Origin of the sequence: Muriicola sp. SD30 (assembly GCF_041205185.1) — a bacterium.
Lineage (GTDB): Bacteria > Bacteroidota > Bacteroidia > Flavobacteriales > Flavobacteriaceae > Muriicola.
Window position 1 is genome coordinate 559,233 of sequence record NZ_JBGEWB010000002.1, and the last position, 24,852, is coordinate 584,084.

Genomic DNA, 24,852 nt, shown 5'->3' on the forward strand with positions numbered 1-24,852 from the left:
GGCAATGTTGAATATATCTCCAAACAGACTTAACAGGAAAGTCGATCTGATGAACTACAGATCGTCTCAGAAGGTATTTCATTCAAAGCATTATAAACATTTTAATCGTTTTTTGCTTGCCTTTACTATAATAGGATTTATAGTCCTTTTTCTCCCATGGACACAGACCATTTCGGGTAAAGGCTACCTCACCACCCTCAATCCTGAGCACAGGCCACAGACAATACAATCCCCCATTCCGGGCCGGATTGAAAAATGGTATGTGCAGGAAGGAGATTTTGTAAAAAAGGGGGATACCATCCTCTTTATCTCTGAGGTAAAAAGTGAGTATTTCGACCCAAACCTGATTTCCAGGACAGGGGATCAGATCAGGGCAAAATCCATGTCGGTTGGCTCATATCAGGAGAAGGTAAAGGCTCTGAATGCGCAGATAGGAGCTCTGAAGAGAGAACGGCAGCTCAAGCTAGAACAAGCCAGGAATAAGTTGCTACAGGCTAAATTAAAAGTGCAGAGCGACAGTATTGATCTGGAAGCAGCCAAAACCAATATTACCATCGCACAGAGACAGTATGATCGGGTGGTACAACTCCAGGATGAAGGACTGAAAGCAATTACGGACGTAGAGGAGAAACGCCTCAAACTACAGGAGACGCAGGCGAAACTCATTTCACAGGAAAACACCTTGCTCGCTTCTAAGAATGAAATCATAAACGCCTCAGTAGAGATCAACAGAATTGAAGCCGAATACACGGACAAGATTTCCAAGGCTCAGAGCGACATGTTTACTGCTCAGTCTAACCAGTTTGATTCTGAAGCCCAGGTGACTAAACTCGAAAATGAATACACAAATTATGAAGTTCGAAGTCAGATGCAATACATCAGGGCGCCCCAAAGTGGATTTATCAATAAAGCAATCCAGGCCGGTATAGGGGAAACTTTTAAGGAAGGAGATAAACTGGTGGGAATTATGCCTTCTGAATACTCAATGGCCGTGGAAACATATGTTGAACCTCTCGACCTTCCCCTGATACACATAGGAGAGAAGGTGAGAATTCAGTTTGATGGATGGCCTGCGATTATTTTTAGTGGCTGGCCCAATGTATCTTACGGCACCTACGGAGGGAAAGTAGTGGCGATAGAAACCTTTATCAGCAATAATGGTAAATACAGAGTCTTACTGGCCGCCGATCCGGATGATCAGCCCTGGCCTAAGGATATCCGGGTTGGATCGGGGGCAAATACATTGGCCCTTTTAGAAGATGTGCCTATCTGGTATGAACTCTGGAGACAACTCAATGGATTCCCTCCCAACTATTATCAGCCTCAAGAAGGAATGGCTCAAAATAATAAAAAGTAAGGATGAGAAAATATCTGACGATATTAGGATTGTTTCTTTCCTTCGGTCTCCTCGGACAGGAGGCAGATTCCCTTACACTTAATTTCAGGGAATACCTTGGCTATGTAAAAAAGTATCACCCCATAGCCAAACAGGCCGAATTGGTCATTGCCATTGGTGAAGCCAATCTGATGAAAGCCCGGGGAGGCTTTGATCCCAAAGTTGAAGTAGATTACGACCGCAAGAAATTTAAGGGTACGGAATACTATGACCGACTTAATGCCACTTTTAAGATACCAACCTGGTATGGGATTGAACTTAAAGGAAATTTTGAACAGACCGACGGGGAATTTTTAAATCCAGATGAAACCCTGCCGGATGATGGTTTATACAGTGCTGGGGTATCATTTTCCCTTGGAAGGGGATTTCTGGCAAATGACCGAATGGCCACACTGCGAAAAGCAAAATTTTTCAGGGAACAAACCCTTGCAGACAGGGATCTACTTATAAATACCATACTTTTTGATGCATCTGTTGCTTATTTTGATTGGTTACAGGCATATAACGACCGGGAAATCTATCGCCGGTTCCTGGATAACGCTCAGATACGATTCGAAGGAATCAGGAAGCGAGCCAGGGCAGGAGATTTAGCCGCAATCGATACCGTTGAGGCAAAAATTGCGTACCAGAACAGAGCTCTTGGCCTTACCCAGGCTGAGGTGAACCTTAGGAACAAGGCACTGGCCTTATCTAATTTTCTCTGGATGCCGAATAACGTACCCGTGGAACTCAGGGAAGGAGTTATACCAGACACAACACTTGAGGGTGAAATTGACCTTGCCCTTGAAATTATGGGCCTGCCCCTGGATAGTTTTACGATTGAAAACCATCCCAAAATTATATCGCTTGGACGTAAAATAGACCAGTTGACTATAGACAAACGATTAAAGACAAATAACCTGTTGCCTCAGATTGACCTCGAATATAATTTTCTGACGGAGACTCCGGAATTGATCAATTCCTTACAGCAAGAAAACTACAAAGGTGGGGTGAATATCAGTTTGCCACTTTTCCTACGAAAAGAAAGGGGAGAGCTCAAACTGGCCAAATTTAAATTGAGGGATGCCGAATTTGAATATGCCAACGCCTCCGTATCAATTGCGAACAAAGTGCTTGCGATCTATAATGAACTGGAATCTTTCGAGCAGCAAAATCAATTGGTTTATGATATTGTTTCAAATTACAGAACTCTTCTCCAGGGGGAAGAACGCAAATTCAATTTTGGTGAAAGTTCTCTTTTTCTAATTAATAGCCGTGAGAGTAAACTAATCGACGCAAGGCTTAAACAAAATGAGTTGCAAAACAAATTCTTCAAGGCAAAAGCAAAGTTGTTCCAGAGCCTGGCCATAAATCCCGAAAGTCTTTGATAGAATTTCCCTAAGATATGGTCATGTAAGGAAAGAGAATAAAATTCTACAAAGAACCTGAACATCTTCACCTTGATTAGTTATTAGTATTAAACAAAAATGAAAAAGCATACATCAGTTACATCTTCACAAGACTTATTGCAGGAGGTAATCCGGAAAGGCATGACATATCATGAGTTTCGCGAGTTGGTGGCTGATCTGGCCAGGCAAAACGGCACAACCGGACCTGAACAGACCGATGCCTATAAGCATTATACGGAACTCAACGACAGACGAATGAGACGCTGGGACAAGACCTTTAAGATTTCTGATGAAATCAAAACAAGGATTGCCGATTATTCCAGAAAGGTTGTGTGGCTGGTGATTACCGAGAGTTGGTGTGGGGATGCTGCCCCCAGTCTGCCTGTTATGAACAAGATGGCTGAAATAAATGACAAAATTGACTTAAGGATTATACTGAGGAGTGAGTATCCACGGATCATGGATATGTTCTTAACCGATGGAAAAAGATCGATCCCAAAATTGATCGTGATCGACACCAAAGATATGGAGGTAATAAATACCTGGGGACCCTTGCCTTCTAAAGCTACTCTTTTGGCCATGGAGTACAAGAAGGAACACGGATCTCTTTCTGCCGCTTTTAAGGAAGACCTGCAGCAATGGTTTAATGCGGATAAGGGGAAGAATACACTGGAAGACCTGCTACAACTATTTACTTTGAAATAGATAGGTAATGGTTCCCAGTTGGGACGCCTTGTCTCCGGGATTAAATCTGGCTTTAAGGGCGTACTGAATTGCATTCTCGACCAGGCAACCATTGGAAGTGGTCGAACTGTTTGCGTTAAAGTTGGCATCGGTGACATAACCTAATCGATCTACCGTAATGTTTATAACAACTTTTCCTCCTTCAAGGCAAGTATATATTGGAGGTGGAAGCTCATAACTGTTCCGATCTACCAGGGAATAGGAAATTCGTGTTGTCCTGTTCTTCATGTAGTCTGTATACTCCTTTTTTTCAGCATCTTTATCTCCCAGTTGTTGCTTACGCTCTTCCCTTTTATTGGCCATTTCCTTTAGAGAATTCGCGAAAGCCTCATTTTCATTCAACATCTCTTCAAGTGATTTCTCATCCGAGTTCAGTTGATGCTCTTCCATGAGTTCTTCAAGTGTTTTCAAAGGTTCAGGGTTTCCAAAACTCGGTTTTGCAGTCTCGTTTACGGCCCGGTTGCTTTTTACTATATTGGCATTGGCCAACTCTTCTGCCCTTTTTTCTTCCTGCTCGAGAATCTCCTGAAGATCTTCATCAGCCAAACTCATTTCAATTACGTATTCATCTTGTTCTTTAGCATCGAGATGCAGATTAAAGAGCAGGAGTACCATAATAGAGAGCGAAAAGAACGTAATGATCAACGAAAGTTGATTTCTGTTCAAATTCGATATCCATTGGAAATATGTCGCAATTTTGCTCATTAATCTTAACTGATCCTCCCTAAAATTACAAAACGATCGACTTATACCTCTAAGTACTGTGCCCTGAATTCGGGGGGTGTTATAGCATTATTTACGTTGTACATGCCTATTTTGGTTCTTCTCAGGGCCGAAAGGTGTCCTCCTGACCCTAATGCAAGGCCAAAATCATGTGCTAGTGACCGGATGTATGTCCCTTTGCTACAGACCACCCTGAAATAAACCCCGGGCATCTCTACAGCAATAATTTCGAACTCAAATATTTCTATTTCCCGTGAATTAATTACTACCTCTTCACCTTCCCGGGCATATTGATATAGTCGTTTCCCATCCTTTTTTAAAGCTGAAAATACAGGAGGTTTTTGCTGGATCTTTCCTGTGAATTGAGAGGTAACCTCCTTTATTTTAGATTCTGTAAGATGATTGGTTTCGAATTCCTTATCTATTTCGGTTTCCAGATCATAGGAGGGGGTAGTGGCGCCAAGAGTTATGGTGCCTGTATATTCTTTTCTCTGCCCTTGAATTTCGGGAATCCTCTTGGTAAACTTGCCAGTACAGATCACTAGTAGGCCGGTTGCGAGAGGATCGAGAGTGCCGGCATGCCCTACTTTAATTTTTTTAAGATTAAATTTTTTCCGTATGGTCCATTTAATGGAGTTAACTGCCTGGAAAGAGGTCCATTCCAGGGGTTTGTCAATTAGTAATACCTGCCCTTCCAGAAACTCTTCTTTGGAAATCAAGTCCATTTTAAGGTTTGTTTTGGGAATCTAGCTCCATAGACCCAGGGCGATTGCTGTGAGTCCTACCAGGAAACAATAGATTGCAAAATACTGTAATTTGCTTTGCCTTACCAATTTGATCATCCAGATACATGCAACCAGGCCTGAAAGAAAGGCAGCGAGAAAGCCTGCACTCAGGGAAACCATTTGAGCACTTTGAAAATCGATCTCACCACTGAATATATCCTTAGCCATTTTTCCCAGAATAAGTGGGACTACCATTAAAAATGAAAATCGTGTAGCCTTATTTTTGTCAATTCCCAGCAGTACAGAAGTTGAAATTGTAGCACCACTTCTCGAAATTCCCGGAAGGATGGCAATAGCCTGGGATACGCCAATAACAAAGGCATTGAGAAAGGTAACCTGTTTCTGGGTCTCTTTGGCCCTGTCTGCCAGATAGAGCAGCAGTGCAGTTACGATAAGCATAAATCCGACTAAAACAACATTCTCGCCGAAAAGACTTTCCAGTTCTTCTTCAAAGAAATAACCAATAAAGGCTGCGGGTAGCATGGACAAAATAATTTTTAGCGAAAATTCAGTTTCCTCATTCCATTTGAAACGAAATAAGCCTTTAAGAATGTTCCACACATCAGCTCTGAACACCACAAGAGTACTCAGGGCCGTAGCAAAGTGAAGTACAACGGTAAATAGTAAACTGTCCTGGGGAATAGACTCATCGCCCAGAATTGCTTTTCCAAGCTCTAAATGCCCACTGGAAGAAACCGGAAGAAATTCAGTCAGACCTTGTACGATACCAAGGATAATGGCGTCTAATATATCCAATTATTTGTTTTTATGGGGATTTAAGAGGATTGCATAAACCTCTAACCCAAGGCCTATCAATACGAGGGTGGGAGCGAGTTTTATCCGTCTAAAACTGTAGATGTCGGGATTAAATACCGTAGGATCATCACTTCCCCCTCCGCTCATCAGAATGAAGCCCAGAGCGATAAATCCAACTCCGAGGAACATAAAAAGGTAGTTTTTTCTTTGAAAGATAAATTCCTGTCGCGGAGATTCCTTTGTATTCTTCTGTTTTTTACCCATATCCGCAAAGTTAATAATATAAATCGTCTGTTCTCAGATTCAAAAAGCGCTGAGTCGCGAAAAAAGTACTTAGTAAGGAAATCAGCAAGCCAAGTACAAATACGCCGAGGAAAAGCCCTCCCAGGAACCAGATATCTGAAAGCAGTTCCAGTTCTGGAAAATTCAGGTTCATGTAATAGAGGAGGCCACCGAGAAAGAGTAAGGCCAGAAGTGATCCCAGCATCCCTAGTTTGACATTCGTCCAAATAAAAGGCTTTCTGATAAATGTTTTGGTTGCTCCCACCATTTGCATGGTTTTGATGATAAATCGTTTTGAATAGATCGAAAGTCGGATAGAACTATTGATGAGCAACACAGCAATAAAGGTAAATACGCCACTTACGATAAGGATCCAGAAGGAGATCTTTTTAACGTTATCCGTTAGCAAGGCAATAAGGGGTTTGTCATAGTTGACTTCTTCCACATAACCTTTCCCGGAAATTTCTTCGGCAATCTGAGCGATCTGTTCCGTAGTGACGAATTCTGCGTTAAGCTGAACGTCTATTGAGTTTTTTAAAGGATTGTACCCCAGAAAATCGATAAAATTCTCACCTATTTCCTCACTGTGTTGCTCGGCTGCCTCTTCTTTAGAGACATAGGTGGCTTTTTTAGTATAAGGTGCGAGCGCAAGACTTTTCTGCAGTTGGTCAATTTCAACCTGTTTGGCATTGTCCTTTAAAAATACCGATAAGGTAATCTGTTCTTTAAAGTGGTCTGCCAGTTTTTTGGTATTGAGAACAAGAAGGCCCAGAACGCCAAGTAGAAACAAGACCAGGCTTATACTCAGGACTACCGAGAAGTAAGAGGAAATTAATTTTCTCTTTTGATAACGTTCAAACGATTTACTCATAAATCACAATAATGCCGTAAAAATACTAAAGTATCAAGAACCTGTAACCGACCTTGGCAGAATATTATGGTCTTGTTCTGCCTATCACCTAACCAGGGCGACATGACCTTGATATATATTGTTCTCAATACGTACTGTAAACCAATAATCTCCTGAGAGGAGTAACCGGGAGTTAAAACTTCCATCCCATCTTAACGGTTCACCTAACGCATTTTTAATCAACTTGCCATAACGATCATAAAGGTTGATCTCGTAATCAGAGAGGGATCCTATCCCTTCCACTTCAAAAAAGTCGTTTATCCCGTCTCCGTTAGGGGTAAAAAATTTGGGTACAACCAAATGAAAAAATTCCCGGGTGACATTACTGCAACTCGAATCCCCCCTTACTGATATTGTATATAATCCACCCGGAATATTCTGAAAGACAGACTCGTCCTGAAAATTTAATCCATCCAATGAATATTCAACTTCATCCCCATTGGAGGTAACTACAGCAATATTGTTGTCTACGGTCCTAATCTCTTCAATAACAGGTAGATTTATTTGAAGCACTTCAACTGTTTTAATGTTGGAACACCCATTCGAATCTGTGACCTCCACAGTATAAATCCCTGGTTGTGATACCGTTATTTCCGAGGTGGTTTCCCCTGTACTCCATTCATAGCGGGAAGCTGACACCCCTGCCTGCAGCAATACATCTTCATTTTCACAAAAGGAAACAACCTCATCATTCACTTCAGGGAGCGGATAAAATTCTAAAGTAACCGCCGTCCTGATTGTAGAGGGACAATAGGCCAAGGTAGAAACAGCCTCCGCATAATAAGTTCCTGCAATATTAGTGCTGTATGTGATTGTATCTGTATCGAGTAAAGTCCCTCCGGTTGGGGCATCATACCAGTCTACCTGTACTCCGGGCGGAACCCTTACGGTAAGGAGTCCGTTTTCAATATTTTCACAAATCCGGATATCCCCTACACTGGAAGGAGGATTTGGGGTAGGGACAAATACAATTTCGAACACCTGTGAAATAACATTGCACAGATTGTTGTTGATATTGATGAGGTCTTCTGATACAACTACCCTGTAATATCGAGTGTTTGTCAGCACCGGAGTTGAATACGTATCAGTAGTTTCGCCCGGAATATTTATCCAGTTGGTATTGTCCGTACTTTCCTGCCATTGGTAATAATGATTGTTGAAAATACTGAAATCGGGTGTAGCACTGAGGGTAAGACTACCTACCGGACCGTCTACGTCACATTGAAAGATCGAGTTCCTATTCTGAGTATCGCTGAGGGTAACCAGGTCACCACACGACCTGAAGGCGATATCGTCTATGGCAAGATCATTTCCGCATCCTCCACTTCCATTATTGATCATCTTTAGAATAACAGATGACTGTCCGGGGAGCGTTGTGAACAACAAGGCGTATTGTTCCCACTCAGGGGTTGTTTTGTCTTCAATATCCCCTGTATCCCCAGAGGCCAGTAAATTGGTATCCGTGCTGTCCCAGATCTGAAATTGGACATTGACCGGGATTCCGCTGTTGGGGCAACCAACACCCGTTCTCGGATGTAAATTCAGAAGCCAGGAGGAGAATTCATACGATGTATTCTCACAGAGACCGTTAATAGATCTGCGATAGAATTCGCCTGCCGTAAAACTGGCATTAACGATAAAAGCTTTACCACTCACGTCATCGGGTGTATGATCCTGAATATTAAACCAGTCGAAATACCCGGCGGTATTGCTCGTAATTGTGTAGCTGCCGTCATCAGGGGGGCCATTGACATAGGTATAGGTGGTAGTGCCTGGAGGCAGTGCAGGCCCGTTGGTAGTGCCGGTCCCAAAATCTTCTGTGAATATAGGGCTTCCGGAGCTTCCCTGGCAAAATCCAAGTTGAGCGATTCCTTTTAAGGAGACACTGCAACAGACAAGAAAAATGATTGCTGTTATTCTTTTCATTTACCGTACTAAAAATATGCTTTTCAACTTCATTATAGCTACAAAACATCGAACGTCTTTGTGAATCACATTATTGTTGTGGGGAATAGCTTTTCCCTTTCAGCTAATACTCCTATTTTTGCCGCATTACAAAGAGAAAGATCAAAGCATGAGCTACGATTTCAGAAGGATTGAAGACAAGTGGCAGGAATACTGGGCCAAGAATCAGACTTTCAGGGCGGAAAATAAATCAGACAAGAAGAAATTCTATGTCCTCGATATGTTTCCTTATCCTTCGGGGGCAGGACTGCATGTTGGACACCCACTGGGGTATATCGCCAGCGATATTTACGCCCGTTATAAAAGACATCAGGGATATAACGTACTGCATCCCATGGGCTATGATTCCTTTGGTTTGCCTGCAGAGCAATATGCCATTCAAACAGGGCAACATCCTGCTATCACTACTGAGACCAATATTAAAAGATACAGAGAACAGTTAGACAAACTTGGCTTTTCTTTCGACTGGAGCCGGGAGGTGCGCACTTCGGACCCCTCTTATTACAAATGGACACAGTGGATCTTTATTCAATTGTTTAATTCCTGGTACGATAAGGATTCGGATAAAGCCCAAAGCATTAGTCGGCTCGAAGAGCGATTAGGGAAAGAAGGCAATGAAAAGATCAATGCCGTTTGTGATGACGATACTCCTGTGATCGACTCCGCTCACTGGAACGGGATGAACAGGGATGAACAACAAAAATTCCTTCTAAAATACCGTCTCACCTATCTTGCTGATACGGAAGTAAACTGGTGCCCGGCTTTGGGTACTGTGCTTGCCAATGACGAGATCATCAACGGCGTTTCAGAACGCGGTGGGCATCCCGTGGTGCGAAAGAAAATGACGCAGTGGAGCATGAGAATTACTGCCTATGCCCAAAGGTTGCTCGATGGACTCGAAACGATCGACTGGCCTCAGCCACTGAAAGATGCACAAACCAATTGGATCGGACGATCCGTAGGAGCTTCTCTCACTTTTTATACTGCAAAAAGTGACGAGATAACATCCTCTTACCCTATTGAGGTGTTCACGACAAGGCCTGACACCTTGTTTGGAGTAAGCTTTATGACGCTGGCACCGGAGCACGAACTGGTGGAGAAAATAACCACTAAGGATCAGAAAGAAGAAGTAGAAAGATATGTGGAAAAATCCGCCAAACGATCCGAAAGGGATAGGATGGCAGACGTAAAGACCATAAGCGGGGCTTTCACAGGCTCCTATGTTCTTCATCCTTTTACGGGTGAACACATTCCCATCTGGATTGGAGACTACGTTCTGGCGGGCTACGGTACAGGAGCTGTGATGTCAGTACCCTGTGGCGACCAGCGGGATTACGATTTTGCAAAACATTTCAACATCCCTATCCCAAATATCTTCGAAGGTGTTGATATTTCCGAGGAAGCATTCTCGGACAAAGAGAATACCATAATTGCTAATTCGGACTTTCTCAATGGCTTAACGTACAAAGAAGCCTCGGCGAGAATTATCAAAGCACTGGAGGAAAAAGGAATTGGAAAAGGAAAAATAAACTATCGTTTGCGGGACGCGGTATTCAGCAGGCAGCGATACTGGGGCGAACCTTTTCCTGTATACTACATCAACGGGATTCCTCATATGATTCCTGAGAGCCGGCTTCCACTAAACTTACCCGAAGTGGAGAAATACCTGCCTACAGAAACAGGAGAACCGCCTTTAGGCAATGCAACTGACTGGGCCTGGTGTACCAAAACAGAACAAGTAGTTGCTAACGATCTTATAGACCACAAGCAGGTCTTTCCGCTGGAACTCAACACAATGCCCGGATGGGCAGGTAGTTCCCAGTATTTTAATCGATATATGGATCCGGAGAATGACGAGGAGATTTTTTCTAAAGAAGCGATTTCCTACTGGGAGGATGTAGACCTGTATATTGGAGGAATTGAGCATGCCACGGGGCATTTGCTGTATTCCCGTTTCTGGCAGAAATTTATGTTCGACAAGGGCTGGGTAGGTAAAGAAGAATATGCCCGTAAGCTCATTAATCAAGGAATGATCCTTGGGACAAGTGCCTTTGTTTACAGGGAAAAGGGTACCCAGCGCTTTTTGTCTAAAGATTTGATTGAAGGGAAAGAAGTGGACCCGATTCACGCCGACGTATCTTTGGTAAATGCTTCGGACGAACTGGATATAGAGGGTTTTAAAAAATGGCGACCCGAATTTAAAAATGCCGAATTTGTTTTAGACGGAAAAGTTTTTCAGGTCGGCAGGGAAGTAGAGAAAATGTCCAAATCCAAATACAACGTTGTAAATCCGGATGCTATTTGTCAGGAATACGGGGCCGATGCCTTGCGTCTTTACGAAATGTTTCTTGGGCCTTTGGAACAATCGAAACCCTGGAATACTGCCGGGATAAGCGGGGTGTACTCTTTCCTGAAGAAACTCTGGCGTTTATTCCATTCCCATGAAAAAGGAGATTTTTATTTATCTGAGAACGTTCCAAATCCTGAATCTCTTAAAACCTTACACAAGACCATCAAAAAGGTAACAGAAGACATCGAGGCATTTAGTTTTAATACGTCTGTGTCTACCTTTATGATCTGTGTTAATGAACTTTCTGCACAGAAGTGCCATTCAAGACAAATACTTGAAGCCCTTATCGTCCTCATTGCCCCTTATGCCCCTCATCTGGCGGAAGAGTTATGGGCTAAAGCGGGTCATAACACCTCTGTTAGTGTGGCAAGTTTTCCAATATTTGAAGAGAAATATCTCGTCGAAGATCAAAAGGAATATCCTATTTCATTTAACGGTAAAATGCGGTTTACCCTTACCTTACCGCTTAGCCTTTCTAAAGAAGAAGTAGAGGCCAAAGTGCTCAGTCATGAAAAAACACAGGCACAACTAGCAGGGAAGGAACCCAAAAAGGTAATCGTAGTTCCGGGTAAAATTGTCAATATAGTAATATAAGGATAAATTAATACCCCCCCCTTATTTTAAGTTTATTAAGATAAAAAAGTTAGATTATACAACTATACCCCCCTTAAAAAAGAGGGGTTTGTTTTTATAATCAATAAATTTTAAACATTTACCCCTGCATTTCATCGATTATTTTTCTCTAAGCAGATTTATAGTTTCAATTTTGAGGAAACGAACAAACAAAACAAAAAGGCATGATTATCGGGGTACCAAAAGAAATTAAAAATAATGAAAGTCGGGTGGGCATGACCCCGGCCGGTGTTTACGAACTGGTAAAGAACCATCACAAGGTTTTTGTACAATCCACTGCCGGCGAAGGAAGTGGATTTTTTGATAAGGACTATCAGACCGCAGGGGCTACTATTCTTGAAAGCATTGATGAGATCTATGCCTCGAGTGATATGATTGTAAAGGTCAAGGAGCCTATAGAGCAGGAGTATAGTCTGATAAGGCAGGGGCAGGTCATCTTCACTTATTTCCACTTTGCTTCCAGCGAAATATTAACAAAGGCAATGCTCGCCAGTGGAGCAATATGTATAGCATATGAAACTGTTGAAGACTCTGATGGTACACTGCCTTTGTTGACCCCTATGTCGGAAGTTGCAGGGAGAATGGCCATACAACAGGGAGCGAAATATCTGGAGAAACCTAAAAAAGGCAGGGGTGTCTTACTGGGAGGTGTTCCCGGGGTCGCTCCCGGCAAGGTTCTTGTTCTTGGCGCCGGAGTAGTAGGAACTCAGGCTGCTAAAATGGCAGCCGGATTAGGGGCCCATGTAACCATTCTGGACGTTAATATGAAACGCCTTCGTTACATAAACGATGTGATGCCCAGTCATGTCGTAACAGAATACTCAAATGAATTCAATATCCGAAAGCATATCGAAACCCACGATCTTATAATCGGAGGCGTATTGCTGAAAGGAGCGAAAGCCCCTAATCTGATCAGCAGGGATATGCTCAAGATGATGAGGCCGGGAACCGTCATTGTGGATGTGGCAGTTGACCAGGGGGGATGTGTTGAAACCACTAAGCCTACAACTCATGAAGATCCTATCTATATCATAGACGATGTAGTCCATTATTCTGTAGCCAATATGCCCGGGGCAGTACCTTATACTTCAACGATGGCCCTTACCAACGTAACCTTACCTTTTGTTCTTGCCCTGGCAAACAAAGGTTGGTATAAGGCATGTGAGGAAGATGAAGCCCTGCATAAAGGCTTGAATATCATCGAAGGGGAAATAGCCTACAGGGAAATTGTGGAGACCTTCGGATGGGAAGAGGCTCTGGCTTAATTAGGTACATTTTGTCAGTTTAAATTACCCCGCCGCAATTGGCGGGGTTTTTGTTATGTTATTTGTAATTTTAAAATCTAAATGCGAATACTATGATGACCTATTATATTTTGTTGGGAGCCGTTGCCCTAGTGAGCTGGTTGGTGAGCAGCAAGTTAAAAAGTAAGTTTAAACACTACTCCAGGGTTCACCTTCGAAATGGGATGAGCGGGGCCGAAATTGCTGAAAAAATGCTGGCCGACCACGGAATAAGAGATGTTAAGGTAGTCTCCACTTCAGGAATGCTGACTGATCATTACAATCCGGTAAATAAAACTGTAAACCTGAGTGAAAGTGTGTACAGCCAAAGAAATGCTGCTTCTGCAGCTGTAGCTGCTCATGAATGCGGACATGCGGTACAACATGCTCAGGCTTATGAATGGCTTACCATGCGCTCTAAACTGGTACCGGTAGTGAGCGTAACTTCCGGGATGTCTACCTGGATCGTGTTTGGCGGACTCATGCTTGGTGCCGCTGCTGGAGTTGGTTTTGGTTGGTATGTGGCTATTGCCGGCCTGATTATGATGGGTCTTGCCACACTTTTTAGTTTTATTACGTTGCCTGTTGAATACGACGCCAGTAATCGCGCACTAGCGTGGTTGAAACAAAGGAACATGGTAACTCCCGAAGAATACAAGGGATCAGAGGACGCTTTAAAATGGGCAGCAAGAACCTATCTTGTTGCGGCTATAGGATCTCTGGCCACTCTTGTTTACTGGGGCATTCAAGTGTTAGGTGGACGGGATTAATCAGAGGAATTTAGAATAAACCCGGGCTAGTTCCCGGGTTTTTTTATATAGTGATCTGCCTGTCTATCTGTTGATCAAGAGAAATAAAGGTCTCTGTTCTGGAAACCCCTTCTATCTGCTGAATATTCTTATTGAGTACATACATAAGATGTTCATTGTCTTTACAGAGAACCTTGATCAGAATAGACCAGTTTCCTGTGGTGTAATGACATTCTAAAACTTCGGGAATCTTTTCAAGTGACTTAACTGCTCGGGGATTACTCATGGCCTTATCTAGAAAAATACCTATATAGGCCATGGTGGTATATCCCAGAATTTTTGGATTGATCACAAATTTTGATCCGGCAATAAGGCCAGATTTTTCAAGCTTCCGCAGGCGTTGATGTATGGCAGCCCCCGATATACCAATATTTCTGGCAATCTCGAGTATAGGTTTTCTCGCATCTGCCATTAAAAATCTTAATATCTTTTTGTCTATTCCGTCTATTTTTACTTTATCGTTGGCAGATGGCATATTTTGATTTTAATTATAAACAAATATAATATTTCTCCTTACACTCTTTAACCTGCTACCGAATCGGGATTATAGCCAAGATAGGGAACCTCGTATTCCTTAAAGATTACCCCATAAGATTCTAATTCGCTGAGGATAGGTTCATACACTTCTTTGCGCAGGGGTATTTGTACCCCCGGAGTCTTTATCTTGTCATTCAGGATTAACAAGGTGGCCATTGCTACCGGCAATCCCACAGTTTTGGCCATGGCAGTATGTGTTCTGTTCTGTCCTATAACAACCATGTTGGAGTCTATCTGATATTTTTTCCCATTGAGTTCATAACCAAACTTGTGATACATAACAATCATATCCTTGTCCTCTTCTTCTAACGTCCATTGATCTTCAAGGATTTTCTGAAGCATTTGTGCAGGGGTGGCATTTTTTAGGTCAATCTTCTTATCGGGATTAAATATGTCGAGTTCAACCAGCTTTTTCCACATAATATCGTCCTGATCGATCTTTAGATAATGACGTAGCTTTAGCTCCACCGAATCAGTGGGCGAGTAGGGGAGAAAGAGATTCGTAAATTCCCTGTACGACATGTCTTCTGAACCTTCAACTACATAACTATCATCTGTCATTCCAAGCTGTACAAACATATTCCAGGCTTTGGAGAACCCAACCCGCCTCATGGTACCTCGATAAAGAGTAAGGGCGTGATGAAGGCCATAGGCCTCTCTGTAATTGAGTGAATCACGGTTAGCATAGGCTTCAAAAGTCCCGTATCCGGGAATTTCCATAAATTCTGTACGCCTAAATAATTTGTGATAAGGGATGTATTTGTAAGTTCCTTCCTGTATAAACTTTGCAGTCCCACCTTGTCCGGCCATGACTACATTTCTTGGATTCCAGGTAAATTTGTAATTCCAGGTGTTGTTATCACTTTCGGGGGCAACCAGCCCACCTGTAAACGACTCAAAAAGAAGCATTCTCCCTCCTTTTGCCCTGATCTTATCAATGATCTGCATGGCACTCATATGATCAATACCCGGATCGAGACCTATTTCATTCATAAAAATCAGTCCGGCCTTTTTTACCTTCTCTTTCATAGCTTCCATTTCCTTACTGATATAGGAGGCGGTTACTAAATTTTTACGGTGAAGGAGGCAATCTGATGCTACGGACTGATGCAGACGGGCCGGAAGCATAGATATAACGATATCGGCCTTTTCAATAGCCTTTGATCTGGCCTTGGCATCACTGATATCCAATTTTAGGGGTGTACAGCAGGGATGCTCTCTAAGTGCCAAGGGTATCCTGTCTAAATGGAGATCAGCGATAGTGAGATGCAGAGATTCAATCTCAGATTTTTCTTTAAAATAGTCGAGGAGGTAGGAAGTAGACTTCCCCGCTCCAAATATCAAAATGTTACGCCTCATTCTTATTTCTTTACCTTTGAATTCAGAAAATACTAAGGTATCAAATTGTTACATTTATCAGAATTTACCGACTTTAAGTTATGAACAGAACAATCTTGCTTTTTGGAGTTTTCTTTGGGATTTCTGCCGTTCTTTTAGGAGCATTCGGGGCACACGGATTAAAGGAGCTCATCAGTGATTCCTCTCTGGACAGCTATAAGACAGCTGTAAACTATCAAATGTATCACGCCTTGTTGCTTTTGTGGCTGGGATCAACCTCAAAGATTGCTGAGCCAGGTAAAAAGTGGATCTTTTGGTGCCTGCTGCTCGGAGTTATTCTGTTCTCTTTCTCTATCTATTTACTGGCTACGAGCAGTCTCCATTCGATCAATCTGGAAGGTATCGCTTTTATAACCCCTCTTGGGGGTGCGATTCTGATTACGGCATGGTTTTTACTTGGATATCGCATTTTTAAGTACTTTAACTAAAGATGCCATATTTTCTGTGGCGTCCTCCAATATTTTTCTAGTTTTGTGGTATAAAACAAGGCATTTATGACCTCCTCTGATTCATCTACGAAAACGATTTCGTTAAAACCCTATGGGATCAATAGTAAAAATGTTCACTATCAATTAGATCCTGAAGTTCTTCACAAGATTACTATTGATAAAGGAATGGGAAAGGAAGCTTCTTCGGGCGCTCTGGCTGTAAATACAGGCGAATTTACCGGGAGATCTCCACAGGACCGATTTATTGTCAAAGACGCCATTACCGAAGACAAGGTTTGGTGGGGTCCTATCAATAAACCCTTCGAACCGGGAAAATTTGATGAACTATACGATGAGGTAGTAGCATATCTATCTGAGAAAGAGGTTTTTGTGCGCGATTGTATTGCCTGTGCAGATAAGGATTATCGTCTGGGAATTAGAGTGATCAATGAATATCCCTGGTCTAACCTGTTTGCCTATAATATGTTTATAAGGCCTTCAGAGTCAGAATTAGAGTCATTTGATGCAGACTGGATCGTAGTCAATGCTCCGGGATTTATGGCGAATGCTGAAAAGGCAGGTACAAGACAACACAATTTTGCCATCTTAAACTTCACACGAAAAATTGCCCTGATCGGAGGGACAGGATACACAGGTGAAATCAAAAAGGGGATATTTTCTGCCCTCAATTTCCTGCTTCCCGTTTATCAAAACACCCTCCCCATGCATTGTTCCGCCAATGTTGGTGAAGAAGGAGATACTGCTATTTTCTTTGGTTTGTCCGGTACGGGAAAAACCACGTTATCAACGGATCCTGACAGGAGGCTTATAGGGGATGATGAGCATGGATGGACCGCAGAAAACACCATCTTTAATTTTGAAGGGGGATGCTATGCGAAAGTGATCAACTTATCTGAGGAAAATGAACCCGGGATTTTCAAGGCTATAAAGAAAGGAGCCATCCTTGAAAATGTAATTATGGACGAGCAGGGAAATGTCGATTTTGAGGATACGACCATAACCCAGAATACAAGGGTGAGTTATCCTATTTATCACATCGATAATATTCAGGAGCCATCCATAGGGAAGAATCCGAAAAACATATTTTTTCTCACCGCAGACGCCTTTGGGGTCTTGCCTCCCATCAGCAAACTTACTCCCAGTCAGGCAGCCTATCATTTCATTTCAGGTTATACGGCTAAAGTTGCCGGTACTGAGGCGGGCGTTGTGGAACCTATCCCTTCTTTCTCTGCCTGTTTCGGCGCACCTTTTATGCCCCTACATCCTACTAAATATGCTGAAATGCTCAGCAGGAAGATGAAGGAATCCGGAGTAAATGTTTGGCTTGTGAACACAGGTTGGACAGGTGGACCCTTTGGAGTTGGAACGCGAATGAAATTAAAATATACCAGGGCCATGATTCACGCTGCCCTGAGCGGGGCACTCGGACTTTATTCCTATGACACCTACCATATTCATTCTGTATTTGGTGTAGCACAGCCCAGATCATGTCCGGGAGTACCTACAAGTGTCCTTAGTCCGCGTGCAACCTGGAATAACGATGAGGCTTATTACAAGACTGCATTTAAATTATCTAACGCTTTCCGTGAGAATTTCGTGAAATTTGAGGCTTATGCCAATGAAGAGATTCGTCGAGGTGGGCCTCAGCGATATGCATTCTGATACTGAATCTGGAATTATTTTTTATTGACGCTGGTGATATACTTCTGCAATGCCATGGTCATCGAGGGAGTTTCAGGAGTTGGGGCCTTAATATCTATGCGTAAACCGGCCTCTGTGGCGGCCTGAATTGTAGAATTGCCAAAGACTGCTATCCTCGTATTGTTTTGTTCGAAGTCGGGAAAATTCTTTAATAGGGATTCTATTCCTGAGGGACTGAAGAAAACCAGAACATCGTAATATACATTTCTAAGATCGGAAAGATCACTAATCACAGTTTTGTAAAAAATACCCCGCTTCCAATTCAGTTTCATTTCATCCAGAGTATCCGGAACAATTGTTTTTAACACATCCGAAGAGGGAAGTAGAAATTTTTCTTCCTTGTATTTTTTAAAGAGGGGTTGCAGATCGATGAAATTTCGTTTCCCTACGTAGATTTTACGCTTTCTGTAAACCACGTATTTCTGAAGGTAAAAGGCTACAGCTTCTGACTGGCAAAAATACTTCATGGAATCCGGGACCTTGAACCTCATCTCTTCGGCGATCCTGAAAAAATGATCAACAGAGTTTCTGCTCGTTAAAATTATAGCGGTAAATTCTTTGAGATCAATCTTTTGCTGCCTAACGGTTTTAGCATCAACTCCTTCAACATGAATAAATGGCCTGAAGTCTACCCTGACATGTTCTTTCTCAATAAGACGGAGGTAGGGAGAGTTTTCCATCTTAGGTTCCGGCTGAGAGACCAAAATCGTTTTGATTTTCATAGACATCAAACTTTTAGAGCATTCACAATAATGATCAAAGGGGCAATTTCGAGTGCGCAAAGGTACAAAATAAAATAGAAAAAGTAGGAAGTAAGGAACTTAAGATGCGTTTTAATTATAGTTACCCATCCAATGATTAAAATCAATAAAATTAAAACAACCCCAACAAAATAAACGGTTTTAGAGCCCGTAAAAACATAGCAGAGTAGAAGGTTCACAAGGAACATCACCATGCCACTGTAATTTAGGTAGGATATTTTTTTAAAAATGATATCCGAAATAATCTGTTGTGAATTAAAGATAGTACTACTGCCGAGCTGGGTGATAATCTTGGCAAAGAGAAATAAAAACAGCAGTCCGGCAATCAGGGCGAAAAGCATAGGGGAGGAAATTACTTCTTCAGGACGGTAAAGATTGATTCCGATATAGAGAAAGAGAGATAAATTCAGCAAAAGGAAAACTGTAAAAAAAATGTGGAACCAATTCATCAGTTTATCCTTTTTGTTGTAAAGAAAAACATACTTATTGTTGAATGGCAGAATGATAAAATTCAGAAATCGGCTGTAGAACAAACTTTTTGCGAGCACAAGAAAAAGTCCGCTCGAAAAAATAATAATCGTAATCCAATCTGAACTAGTTATTTCTCTGAGTATTGGTTCCATTAATCGATTGCAGTTTTAGTTCCATTTAACCCCCACCTCAATCCATTCTCAGAGATGACCACTTTTACATAGGCTACCTTTTCAAGTGGGACGTCAGGAAATTCGGATTGCAACCTCATGCGAGCCCCAGCAGCTATCTTCTCGTTTTCTTCCCCGCTTTGCCCAGCCTCCAATGGGATAATATCAATAAGTTGTTTGTACGAATCGAGCAAAGCCAATCCAAACTCGAGTTCGCCCAATGGAATTTCAAAAGCATATGGATTGTACAGTTCAAAGACAAACCGACTTCCCATCTGCGTACCAGATAAATCAATTATTTCAGTTCTCAGTTTTCTATAAGACAGGAATGGGTCCTTATACACCCCATAAAAGAGGGTGCTATCTGGCATGGTAAAAGAAATATCTCCCCCGGGCAAATATTTTGACACATAAAGTACTTTTTTCCCACGAATAGATTCTTCGGATGTATCAATAGAATATTGATTCTCCCTATACCAGGCATTGTTGAGTGAATAAGAGGGATTTCCCGAATAGAAAGAAAACATGGGAGCCATTCTGTACGAGTTTTCAAAAACCACAGGGATATCCCCTATTTGCGAAGTGATTTTCTTCACCCAGGTTCTATTTCCGTGTGTTTCATAAACCACGGGGAAAAGAGGTTCGAACACTAGTCCAATCCTCAGGAAAAGCAAAATTAAAATATTGACCAGACCCATTCTGAAAATCCATTTTCGGGTCAGTTTATCAGTCAGCATATAGTTGTAAACCAAAATAGCTGCCGGGATACATATTACGATGATCCATTGTGTCTGGACCCGCCGTTGCAGACTGGAAACAAGAAAAAACAACAATACTCCGAAAGTGACAAATCTCAAGGCACGAAGAAAGAGTTCTTTTTCCTTATTTTTAAAGAGAGCCCGGTAGATCCAGTAGAATGTAAGGCCGAAGATGGCAATTAAATTTACAATATATCCCAGGGTAAAATCGAAAAACTCATACGGCCTGTTTGGCCTTTCAAAAAGGTGATATTTTACCGAAACAAAATCGTGTTCATACAGCCACAGAAAATGGGGTGTATAACTCAGCAGTGAGACAACAACCGCAAGCCACGCATATGGATTTCGCAGTAAACGTAGATTGGAGAGCAGGACAAAAATTATGACCAGGAACGCATGATACTTACTATACATCAGTGCTGCCATCACCAGGCCCAGAAAGAGGGCAGCCAGGAATCCGGGTTTCTCAAGGAAATACCTGTAGGCCAGAAAGAACAGAGCCGTAAAAAAGAGAAGGGGCGTATCCGGCAGCATTAAAAAGCCATACGCGTGAACCAGAGTCATTGAGAGTAGCAGAACAAAAAAGTGGGGGATAAAATCTCTTTTTTTAGGATGATCCACTAATAGCCAGAGAATGCCTATCGTTCCTGCACTCAGGAAACAACTCATCAGGCGAATTCCCAATTCATTTTCAAAAAACACACTACCAAGAGCAATAAGAAAGGCCACCATAGGCGGATGATCAAAATATCCCCAATCGAGATCTTTGGCGTAATACCAGTAGTAAGCTTCGTCGAAAAGTAATTGCGTGAAATTAGCCTGAAGTAGGTTCAGGATGAATACGGTGAGGAGGATATACAGAAAGAGTACAGGAAACTTTTGTTTCATTCTATGTCAGCTACAGTCCAAAATTACAAATAATCACATCTATCTCTGGGTTAAACCGGATAAGAAAAATTTAACCCGATTCTTATACAGTCGTTTGAAAGCCTTATTTTTGCCATAATCTCCCTTATTTGATGACAGATAGTTTAGTAATAATTCCTTCCTACAATGAGATCGAGAATATAGAGGCCATCATTGAGGCCGTATTCGAACTTCAGAAGGATTTCCATGTTTTGGTGGTAGACGATAACTCTCCCGATGGCACGGGTAATGCGGTAAGGGGATTACAAAAAAAATACGAAGGGAAGCTATTTCTGGAAGAACGATTTGAGAAATCGGGCCTGGGGACTGCTTATATCCACGGATTTAAATGGGCCCTGGATAGAGACTACCTATTTATCTTTGAGATGGATGCCGACTTCTCCCACAGGCCCACTGACCTTCCGAGATTATACAGGGCTTGTGTTAACGGGGCAGATGTTGTTGTAGGATCGCGCTATAAAAAGGGGGTAAATGTTGTGAACTGGCCTCTTTACCGAGTTCTTCTTTCCTACGGAGCTTCGTTTTATGTAAAGATCATTACAGGGATGCGTGTACATGACCCAACGGCCGGTTTTGTCTGCTATAGGCGTACAGTACTGGAAGCCCTGGACCTGGATTCTGTGAAATTTATTGGCTATGCTTTTCAGATTGAGATGAAATACAGAGCGTATCTGAAAAAATTCAAGATTGAAGAGGTCTCTATTATCTTTACTGACAGGGAAAAAGGGAAATCAAAAATGAGCTCCTCCATTATCTGGGAAGCTGTTTTTGGGGTCATCAGTATGAGGTTGCGCAGCCTTTTTAATAGAAATGGTTTTTAAGATGGGAAAGACATTAATCAAAAACGCTTTGTTGGTCAATGAGGGGATTACGCAAGAAGCAGATTTGCTGATTGATGGCGAAAGAATAGCCAAGATAGCCCCGTCTATAACATCTGAGACCGCAATCACCATCGATGTAGAAGGCAGCTATCTGTTCCCCGGTATTATTGACGACCAGGTACATTTTAGAGAACCCGGTCTAACACACAAAGGATCTATTTCCACTGAAAGTCGGGCTGCAATTGCCGGTGGCATTACCACTTTTATGGAACAGCCTAATACGAACCCTCAAACGACGACGCTTGAGAAGCTGGAAGAAAAGTTTCAGATGGGAGCACAGTCTTCCTATGCAAACTATTCTTTTCTCTTTGGCGGGACGAATGACAATCTCGAAGAATTAAAGCGACTGGATAAGAATGCCTGTTCGGGGGTTAAGCTTTTTTTGGGTTCCTCCACAGGGAATATGCTGGTAGACGACGAACATGTTTTAGAGCAGATATTCAGAAACACAGAATTAGTCATTTCAACTCATTGCGAAGATGAAACAACCATCAGGCGAAATCTTGCAAAGTATCAGAGTGAATTTGGAGATGACATTCCTGTGAAGTATCATCCGAAGATCAGAAGTGAGGAGGCCTGCTATCTCTCCTCCTCCAAAGCTGTGGCACTCGCAAAGCGGACGGGAGCACGCCTTCATGTCTTCCACTTGTCTACTGCTAAAGAATTAGAACTGTTTTCAAATGATATACCGCTAAGTGAGAAGAGGATTACAGCAGAAGTATGTTTGCATCACCTTTGGTTTTCAGATGAAGATTACGAAAAATACGGTACCCATATAAAATGGAACCCTGCAATAAAGAAATCGAGCGACAGAGAGGGACTGTGGAAAGCTTTGCTTGATAACAGGATTGATGTGGTGGCTACAGATCATGCGCCCCATACCCTTGAAGAGAAGGATCAGAGTTACATGAAAGCCCCTTCAGGGGGACCTCTGGTACAACACGCTTTACCTGCAATGATGGAAAAAATGCTCCAGGATAAAATCAGTCGGGAAACCATGGTTACCAAAATGTGTCATAATCCGGCGATCCTGTTCGATATAAAAGATAGGGGGTACTTGCGTGAAGGATACTTTGCAGATTTGGTAGTGGTGAATCCCAATGATCCATGGCAGGTAAATAAGGAAAATCTTTATTACAAATGCGGGTGGTCACCATTTGAAGGCACATCCTTTAAATCAAAGATTACACATACCTTTGTCAACGGACACCTCGCTTATGAAAATGGTACTTTTTCAAAAGAAAGACGGGCAAAACGATTAACATTTAACCGAACATGAAAATCAGGGTTCTCGCTTTAATGGCTTTAATCATTCTCAGTTCCTGTGCTGAGGAGGTTGTTGAAAAACCAGAAAATCTGATTCCTAAGGAAAAAATGACCAGCTTGTTATACGACCTTGCCATCCTCAATTCGGCTAAGGGTACCAATAAGGCGATTCTTGAAATACATTTTGATAATCCAACTACCTTTCTGTTTGATCAATACGGTGTAGATAGTCTGCAATTTGTAAAAAGTGATATGTACTACGCTTCAAAGCCCCTGGTTTATGAGTCGATTTACAAAGAGGTGGCCGCCCGGTTGGAAGACGAGAAGGAGAAAGTTGAAGAAAACAGGAAGAAGAGAAATGACAGTCTGGTAAAAAGGAGCAGGATTATAAAGGACTCCGTTTACAGGGAATAGATTACTCAAAGGCTTCTGGGTACCTCCCGCGGAGATATTCACAGGTTGTTTTGATGCTCTCATTCAGACCTGAGAACTCAAAATCAATGGTCTTAATAATTTTTTCCGAAGAATAATGCTGCTGTTTTTTTAGGGAATTCACCGTATCCCGTGTAAGCCTTCTCTTTGTATTGAGAAAGTAATGACTAAACCAGTCGAGCCTCCAACCGGCCTCCAATAACCAAAAGGGTATTTGTTTAGCCGGGGGTACTATTCCGAATGATTTACTAATCTCAGTAAGCAATTCCCTGAAACTCATATTGCTGGCTACCAAAATAAATCGCTCGTTGTAAACCGTCGACTCCATAAGTTTATACATAGCAGACACCACATCGTTTACAGTGACAAATCCGGTTCCTCCCGGAATATATCTCCGCATACCATTCGCTGCCCTTTTAAAGAATTTCAAACTGCTCTGATGCCAGTTTCCCGGACCCAGAACAACACCCGGATTCACTATTACTACGCGAAGCCCTTCCTGTGATCCCCTCCAAACTTCCATTTCAGCAAGATGTTTTGACAAGGCGTAAACACTGGTTTCCGATTCTACCCACTCATTTTCTTCGGTCACTATGCCTTTCTCTGCTCCCTTTCCTATCGCTGCAATTGAACTCACATAGCACAATTTTTTAACCTTATATGACAAACAGAGGTTAACCACATTAGCCGTGCCTTCAACATTTGTTTTTTTCAGGGATTCCCAGGCAGCCGGGTTGAAAGAGATCATGGCTGCAGCATGATAGACCTGTGTAACCCCTTTAAAAGCGCTTTCCAGGGAAGGCACATCGGTTATGTCACCCCTGACCCAGGTTATTCTTTTAAATAAAGAGGCCGCCTCTTCACTATAATGCTCAAAGATTGAAACTACCTCCTGCAGAGATTCCTCAGTCCTGTAAATAGCTTTTACCTCCTTATTATCGCTAAGTAGTTTATACAGTAAATGTGCACCTATTAAACCAGTTCCGCCGGTCACTAAAATCATGGGCCTAAAATACTTAAAACTCACGGATATATTTACAATTAAGGGGGTTTGGCTCCATAGTATTTCTTTTATCT

Annotated in this window: 23 protein-coding genes; 11 read left to right on the top strand and 12 right to left on the bottom strand. The window is 42.2% G+C overall.

All coding sequences use genetic code 11. The features are described from left to right. Nucleotides 1-4 precede the first annotated feature (4 nt). The 3 genes from AB8P51_RS07620 to AB8P51_RS07630 all read left to right on the top strand — a co-directional run bounded on the left by AB8P51_RS07620 (nt 5) and on the right by AB8P51_RS07630 (nt 3,489). Nucleotides 5-1,357 (top strand): HlyD family secretion protein, encoded by a 1,353-nt coding sequence (locus AB8P51_RS07620; protein WP_369748200.1) that lies wholly within the window; start codon nt 5-7, stop codon nt 1,355-1,357. Nucleotides 1,358-1,359: 2 nt separating this feature from the next. Then, nucleotides 1,360-2,763: a TolC family protein gene (locus tag AB8P51_RS07625; protein WP_369748201.1), complete on the top strand. Its 1,404-nt coding sequence runs from the start codon at nt 1,360-1,362 to the stop codon at nt 2,761-2,763. Between the two features lie 99 nt (nt 2,764-2,862). After that, entirely contained in the window at nt 2,863-3,489 is a 627-nt protein-coding gene (locus tag AB8P51_RS07630) for a thioredoxin family protein (protein WP_369748202.1), read from the top strand. On the opposite strand, the gene AB8P51_RS07635 is transcribed toward AB8P51_RS07630, so the two are convergent. From AB8P51_RS07635 to AB8P51_RS07660, 6 genes are all read right to left on the bottom strand, one after another. Then, complete coding sequence (locus AB8P51_RS07635; protein WP_369748203.1) at nt 3,472-4,173, bottom strand: energy transducer TonB; 702 nt, start codon at nt 4,171-4,173, stop codon at nt 3,472-3,474. The two genes, AB8P51_RS07630 and AB8P51_RS07635, sit on opposite strands and share 18 nt — an antisense overlap. A gap of 101 nt (nt 4,174-4,274) precedes the next feature. Next, nucleotides 4,275-4,976 carry a tRNA pseudouridine(55) synthase TruB gene (gene truB / locus AB8P51_RS07640; RefSeq protein ID WP_369748204.1) on the bottom strand — a complete coding sequence of 234 codons (702 nt, stop codon included), beginning with the start codon at nt 4,974-4,976 and terminating at the stop codon, nt 4,275-4,277. A gap of 21 nt (nt 4,977-4,997) precedes the next feature. Next, nucleotides 4,998-5,792 carry an undecaprenyl-diphosphate phosphatase gene (locus AB8P51_RS07645; protein WP_369748205.1) on the bottom strand — a complete coding sequence of 265 codons (795 nt, stop codon included), beginning with the start codon at nt 5,790-5,792 and terminating at the stop codon, nt 4,998-5,000. Then, nucleotides 5,793-6,056 (bottom strand): DUF3098 domain-containing protein, encoded by a 264-nt coding sequence (locus AB8P51_RS07650; RefSeq protein ID WP_369748206.1) that lies wholly within the window; start codon nt 6,054-6,056, stop codon nt 5,793-5,795. Between the two features lie 10 nt (nt 6,057-6,066). After that, the gene (locus AB8P51_RS07655; RefSeq protein ID WP_369748207.1) at nt 6,067-6,945 is read right to left on the bottom strand and encodes a cell division protein FtsX; all 879 of its coding nucleotides are present in this window, start codon (nt 6,943-6,945) and stop codon (nt 6,067-6,069) included. Between the two features lie 84 nt (nt 6,946-7,029). After that, a complete protein-coding gene (locus tag AB8P51_RS07660) occupies nt 7,030-8,910 on the bottom strand; it encodes a T9SS type B sorting domain-containing protein (RefSeq protein WP_369748208.1) in 1,881 nt (626 codons plus the stop codon). A gap of 148 nt (nt 8,911-9,058) precedes the next feature. Here AB8P51_RS07660 and leuS point away from each other — a divergent pair, with 148 nt between their 5' ends. From leuS to AB8P51_RS07675, 3 genes are all read left to right on the top strand, one after another. Beyond that, nucleotides 9,059-11,893, top strand: coding sequence for a leucine--tRNA ligase (leuS, locus tag AB8P51_RS07665; protein ID WP_369748485.1), 2,835 nt, complete (start codon nt 9,059-9,061; stop codon nt 11,891-11,893). 203 nt (nt 11,894-12,096) lie between these two features. Beyond that, on the top strand, nt 12,097-13,197 hold the full coding sequence (ald, locus tag AB8P51_RS07670; protein WP_369748209.1) for an alanine dehydrogenase: 1,101 nt from the start codon (nt 12,097-12,099) through the stop codon (nt 13,195-13,197). Nucleotides 13,198-13,289: 92 nt separating this feature from the next. Continuing rightward, nucleotides 13,290-13,985 carry a zinc metallopeptidase gene (locus AB8P51_RS07675; RefSeq protein WP_369748210.1) on the top strand — a complete coding sequence of 232 codons (696 nt, stop codon included), beginning with the start codon at nt 13,290-13,292 and terminating at the stop codon, nt 13,983-13,985. Nucleotides 13,986-14,028: 43 nt separating this feature from the next. Here the strand turns inward: AB8P51_RS07675 and AB8P51_RS07680 are convergent, their stop codons facing one another. Together AB8P51_RS07680 and AB8P51_RS07685 are read right to left on the bottom strand one after the other, a co-directional pair. Next, nucleotides 14,029-14,499: an Lrp/AsnC ligand binding domain-containing protein gene (locus AB8P51_RS07680; protein ID WP_369748211.1), complete on the bottom strand. Its 471-nt coding sequence runs from the start codon at nt 14,497-14,499 to the stop codon at nt 14,029-14,031. A gap of 47 nt (nt 14,500-14,546) precedes the next feature. Further along, nucleotides 14,547-15,920 (bottom strand): saccharopine dehydrogenase family protein, encoded by a 1,374-nt coding sequence (locus AB8P51_RS07685; protein WP_369748212.1) that lies wholly within the window; start codon nt 15,918-15,920, stop codon nt 14,547-14,549. Nucleotides 15,921-16,000: 80 nt separating this feature from the next. Between AB8P51_RS07685 and AB8P51_RS07690 the strand changes: the two genes are divergently transcribed. Together AB8P51_RS07690 and pckA are read left to right on the top strand one after the other, a co-directional pair. Then, nucleotides 16,001-16,387, top strand: a complete 387-nt coding sequence (locus AB8P51_RS07690) for a DUF423 domain-containing protein (RefSeq protein ID WP_369748213.1) — start codon at nt 16,001-16,003, stop codon at nt 16,385-16,387. 66 nt (nt 16,388-16,453) lie between these two features. Further along, nucleotides 16,454-18,070, top strand: a complete 1,617-nt coding sequence (gene pckA, locus AB8P51_RS07695; RefSeq protein ID WP_369748215.1) for a phosphoenolpyruvate carboxykinase (ATP) — start codon at nt 16,454-16,456, stop codon at nt 18,068-18,070. Between the two features lie 14 nt (nt 18,071-18,084). Here pckA and AB8P51_RS07700 read toward each other — a convergent pair whose 3' ends face one another. The 3 genes from AB8P51_RS07700 to AB8P51_RS07710 are packed head-to-tail and all read right to left on the bottom strand — an operon-like array spanning nt 18,085 to nt 21,157. Then, the gene (locus AB8P51_RS07700) at nt 18,085-18,831 is read right to left on the bottom strand and encodes a uroporphyrinogen-III synthase (RefSeq protein WP_369748216.1); all 747 of its coding nucleotides are present in this window, start codon (nt 18,829-18,831) and stop codon (nt 18,085-18,087) included. Nucleotides 18,832-18,836: 5 nt separating this feature from the next. Further along, nucleotides 18,837-19,493 carry a DUF4271 domain-containing protein gene (locus AB8P51_RS07705; RefSeq protein WP_369748217.1) on the bottom strand — a complete coding sequence of 219 codons (657 nt, stop codon included), beginning with the start codon at nt 19,491-19,493 and terminating at the stop codon, nt 18,837-18,839. Then, nucleotides 19,493-21,157 (bottom strand): ArnT family glycosyltransferase, encoded by a 1,665-nt coding sequence (locus tag AB8P51_RS07710; RefSeq protein ID WP_369748218.1) that lies wholly within the window; start codon nt 21,155-21,157, stop codon nt 19,493-19,495. Before AB8P51_RS07710 ends, AB8P51_RS07705 begins: the two co-directional genes overlap by 1 nt. A 131-nt stretch (nt 21,158-21,288) precedes the next feature. Between AB8P51_RS07710 and AB8P51_RS07715 the strand changes: the two genes are divergently transcribed. The 3 genes from AB8P51_RS07715 to AB8P51_RS07725 are packed head-to-tail and all read left to right on the top strand — an operon-like array spanning nt 21,289 to nt 23,757. After that, on the top strand, nt 21,289-22,017 hold the full coding sequence (locus AB8P51_RS07715) for a polyprenol monophosphomannose synthase (RefSeq protein ID WP_369748219.1): 729 nt from the start codon (nt 21,289-21,291) through the stop codon (nt 22,015-22,017). A gap of 1 nt (nt 22,018) precedes the next feature. Next, nucleotides 22,019-23,356 (top strand): dihydroorotase, encoded by a 1,338-nt coding sequence (locus AB8P51_RS07720; protein ID WP_369748220.1) that lies wholly within the window; start codon nt 22,019-22,021, stop codon nt 23,354-23,356. Then, a complete protein-coding gene (locus AB8P51_RS07725) occupies nt 23,353-23,757 on the top strand; it encodes a DUF4296 domain-containing protein (protein ID WP_369748221.1) in 405 nt (134 codons plus the stop codon). Before AB8P51_RS07720 ends, AB8P51_RS07725 begins: the two co-directional genes overlap by 4 nt. Before the next feature lies 1 nt (nt 23,758). Here the strand turns inward: AB8P51_RS07725 and AB8P51_RS07730 are convergent, their stop codons facing one another. After that, nucleotides 23,759-24,778 (bottom strand): NAD-dependent epimerase/dehydratase family protein, encoded by a 1,020-nt coding sequence (locus AB8P51_RS07730; RefSeq protein ID WP_369748222.1) that lies wholly within the window; start codon nt 24,776-24,778, stop codon nt 23,759-23,761. Nucleotides 24,779-24,852: the final 74 nt, after the last annotated feature.

Coding starts and splice junctions, on each gene's coding strand:
- AB8P51_RS07690 (WP_369748213.1), top strand. CDS start 16,001: ATGAACAGAACAATCTTGCTTTTTGGAGTTTTCTTTGGGATTTCTGCC.
- AB8P51_RS07715 (WP_369748219.1), top strand. CDS start 21,289: ATGACAGATAGTTTAGTAATAATTCCTTCCTACAATGAGATCGAGAAT.
- AB8P51_RS07660 (WP_369748208.1), bottom strand. CDS start 8,910: ATGAAAAGAATAACAGCAATCATTTTTCTTGTCTGTTGCAGTGTCTCC.
- AB8P51_RS07710 (WP_369748218.1), bottom strand. CDS start 21,157: ATGAAACAAAAGTTTCCTGTACTCTTTCTGTATATCCTCCTCACCGTA.
- AB8P51_RS07625 (WP_369748201.1), top strand. CDS start 1,360: ATGAGAAAATATCTGACGATATTAGGATTGTTTCTTTCCTTCGGTCTC.
- AB8P51_RS07675 (WP_369748210.1), top strand. CDS start 13,290: ATGATGACCTATTATATTTTGTTGGGAGCCGTTGCCCTAGTGAGCTGG.
- AB8P51_RS07655 (WP_369748207.1), bottom strand. CDS start 6,945: ATGAGTAAATCGTTTGAACGTTATCAAAAGAGAAAATTAATTTCCTCT.
- AB8P51_RS07700 (WP_369748216.1), bottom strand. CDS start 18,831: ATGAAAATCAAAACGATTTTGGTCTCTCAGCCGGAACCTAAGATGGAA.
- AB8P51_RS07630 (WP_369748202.1), top strand. CDS start 2,863: ATGAAAAAGCATACATCAGTTACATCTTCACAAGACTTATTGCAGGAG.
- AB8P51_RS07725 (WP_369748221.1), top strand. CDS start 23,353: ATGAAAATCAGGGTTCTCGCTTTAATGGCTTTAATCATTCTCAGTTCC.
- truB (WP_369748204.1), bottom strand. CDS start 4,976: ATGGACTTGATTTCCAAAGAAGAGTTTCTGGAAGGGCAGGTATTACTA.
- ald (WP_369748209.1), top strand. CDS start 12,097: ATGATTATCGGGGTACCAAAAGAAATTAAAAATAATGAAAGTCGGGTG.
- AB8P51_RS07730 (WP_369748222.1), bottom strand. CDS start 24,778: ATGATTTTAGTGACCGGCGGAACTGGTTTAATAGGTGCACATTTACTG.
- AB8P51_RS07705 (WP_369748217.1), bottom strand. CDS start 19,493: ATGGAACCAATACTCAGAGAAATAACTAGTTCAGATTGGATTACGATT.
- AB8P51_RS07720 (WP_369748220.1), top strand. CDS start 22,019: ATGGGAAAGACATTAATCAAAAACGCTTTGTTGGTCAATGAGGGGATT.
- AB8P51_RS07680 (WP_369748211.1), bottom strand. CDS start 14,499: ATGCCATCTGCCAACGATAAAGTAAAAATAGACGGAATAGACAAAAAG.
- AB8P51_RS07685 (WP_369748212.1), bottom strand. CDS start 15,920: ATGAGGCGTAACATTTTGATATTTGGAGCGGGGAAGTCTACTTCCTAC.
- pckA (WP_369748215.1), top strand. CDS start 16,454: ATGACCTCCTCTGATTCATCTACGAAAACGATTTCGTTAAAACCCTAT.
- AB8P51_RS07620 (WP_369748200.1), top strand. CDS start 5: ATGTTGAATATATCTCCAAACAGACTTAACAGGAAAGTCGATCTGATG.
- leuS (WP_369748485.1), top strand. CDS start 9,059: ATGAGCTACGATTTCAGAAGGATTGAAGACAAGTGGCAGGAATACTGG.
- AB8P51_RS07650 (WP_369748206.1), bottom strand. CDS start 6,056: ATGGGTAAAAAACAGAAGAATACAAAGGAATCTCCGCGACAGGAATTT.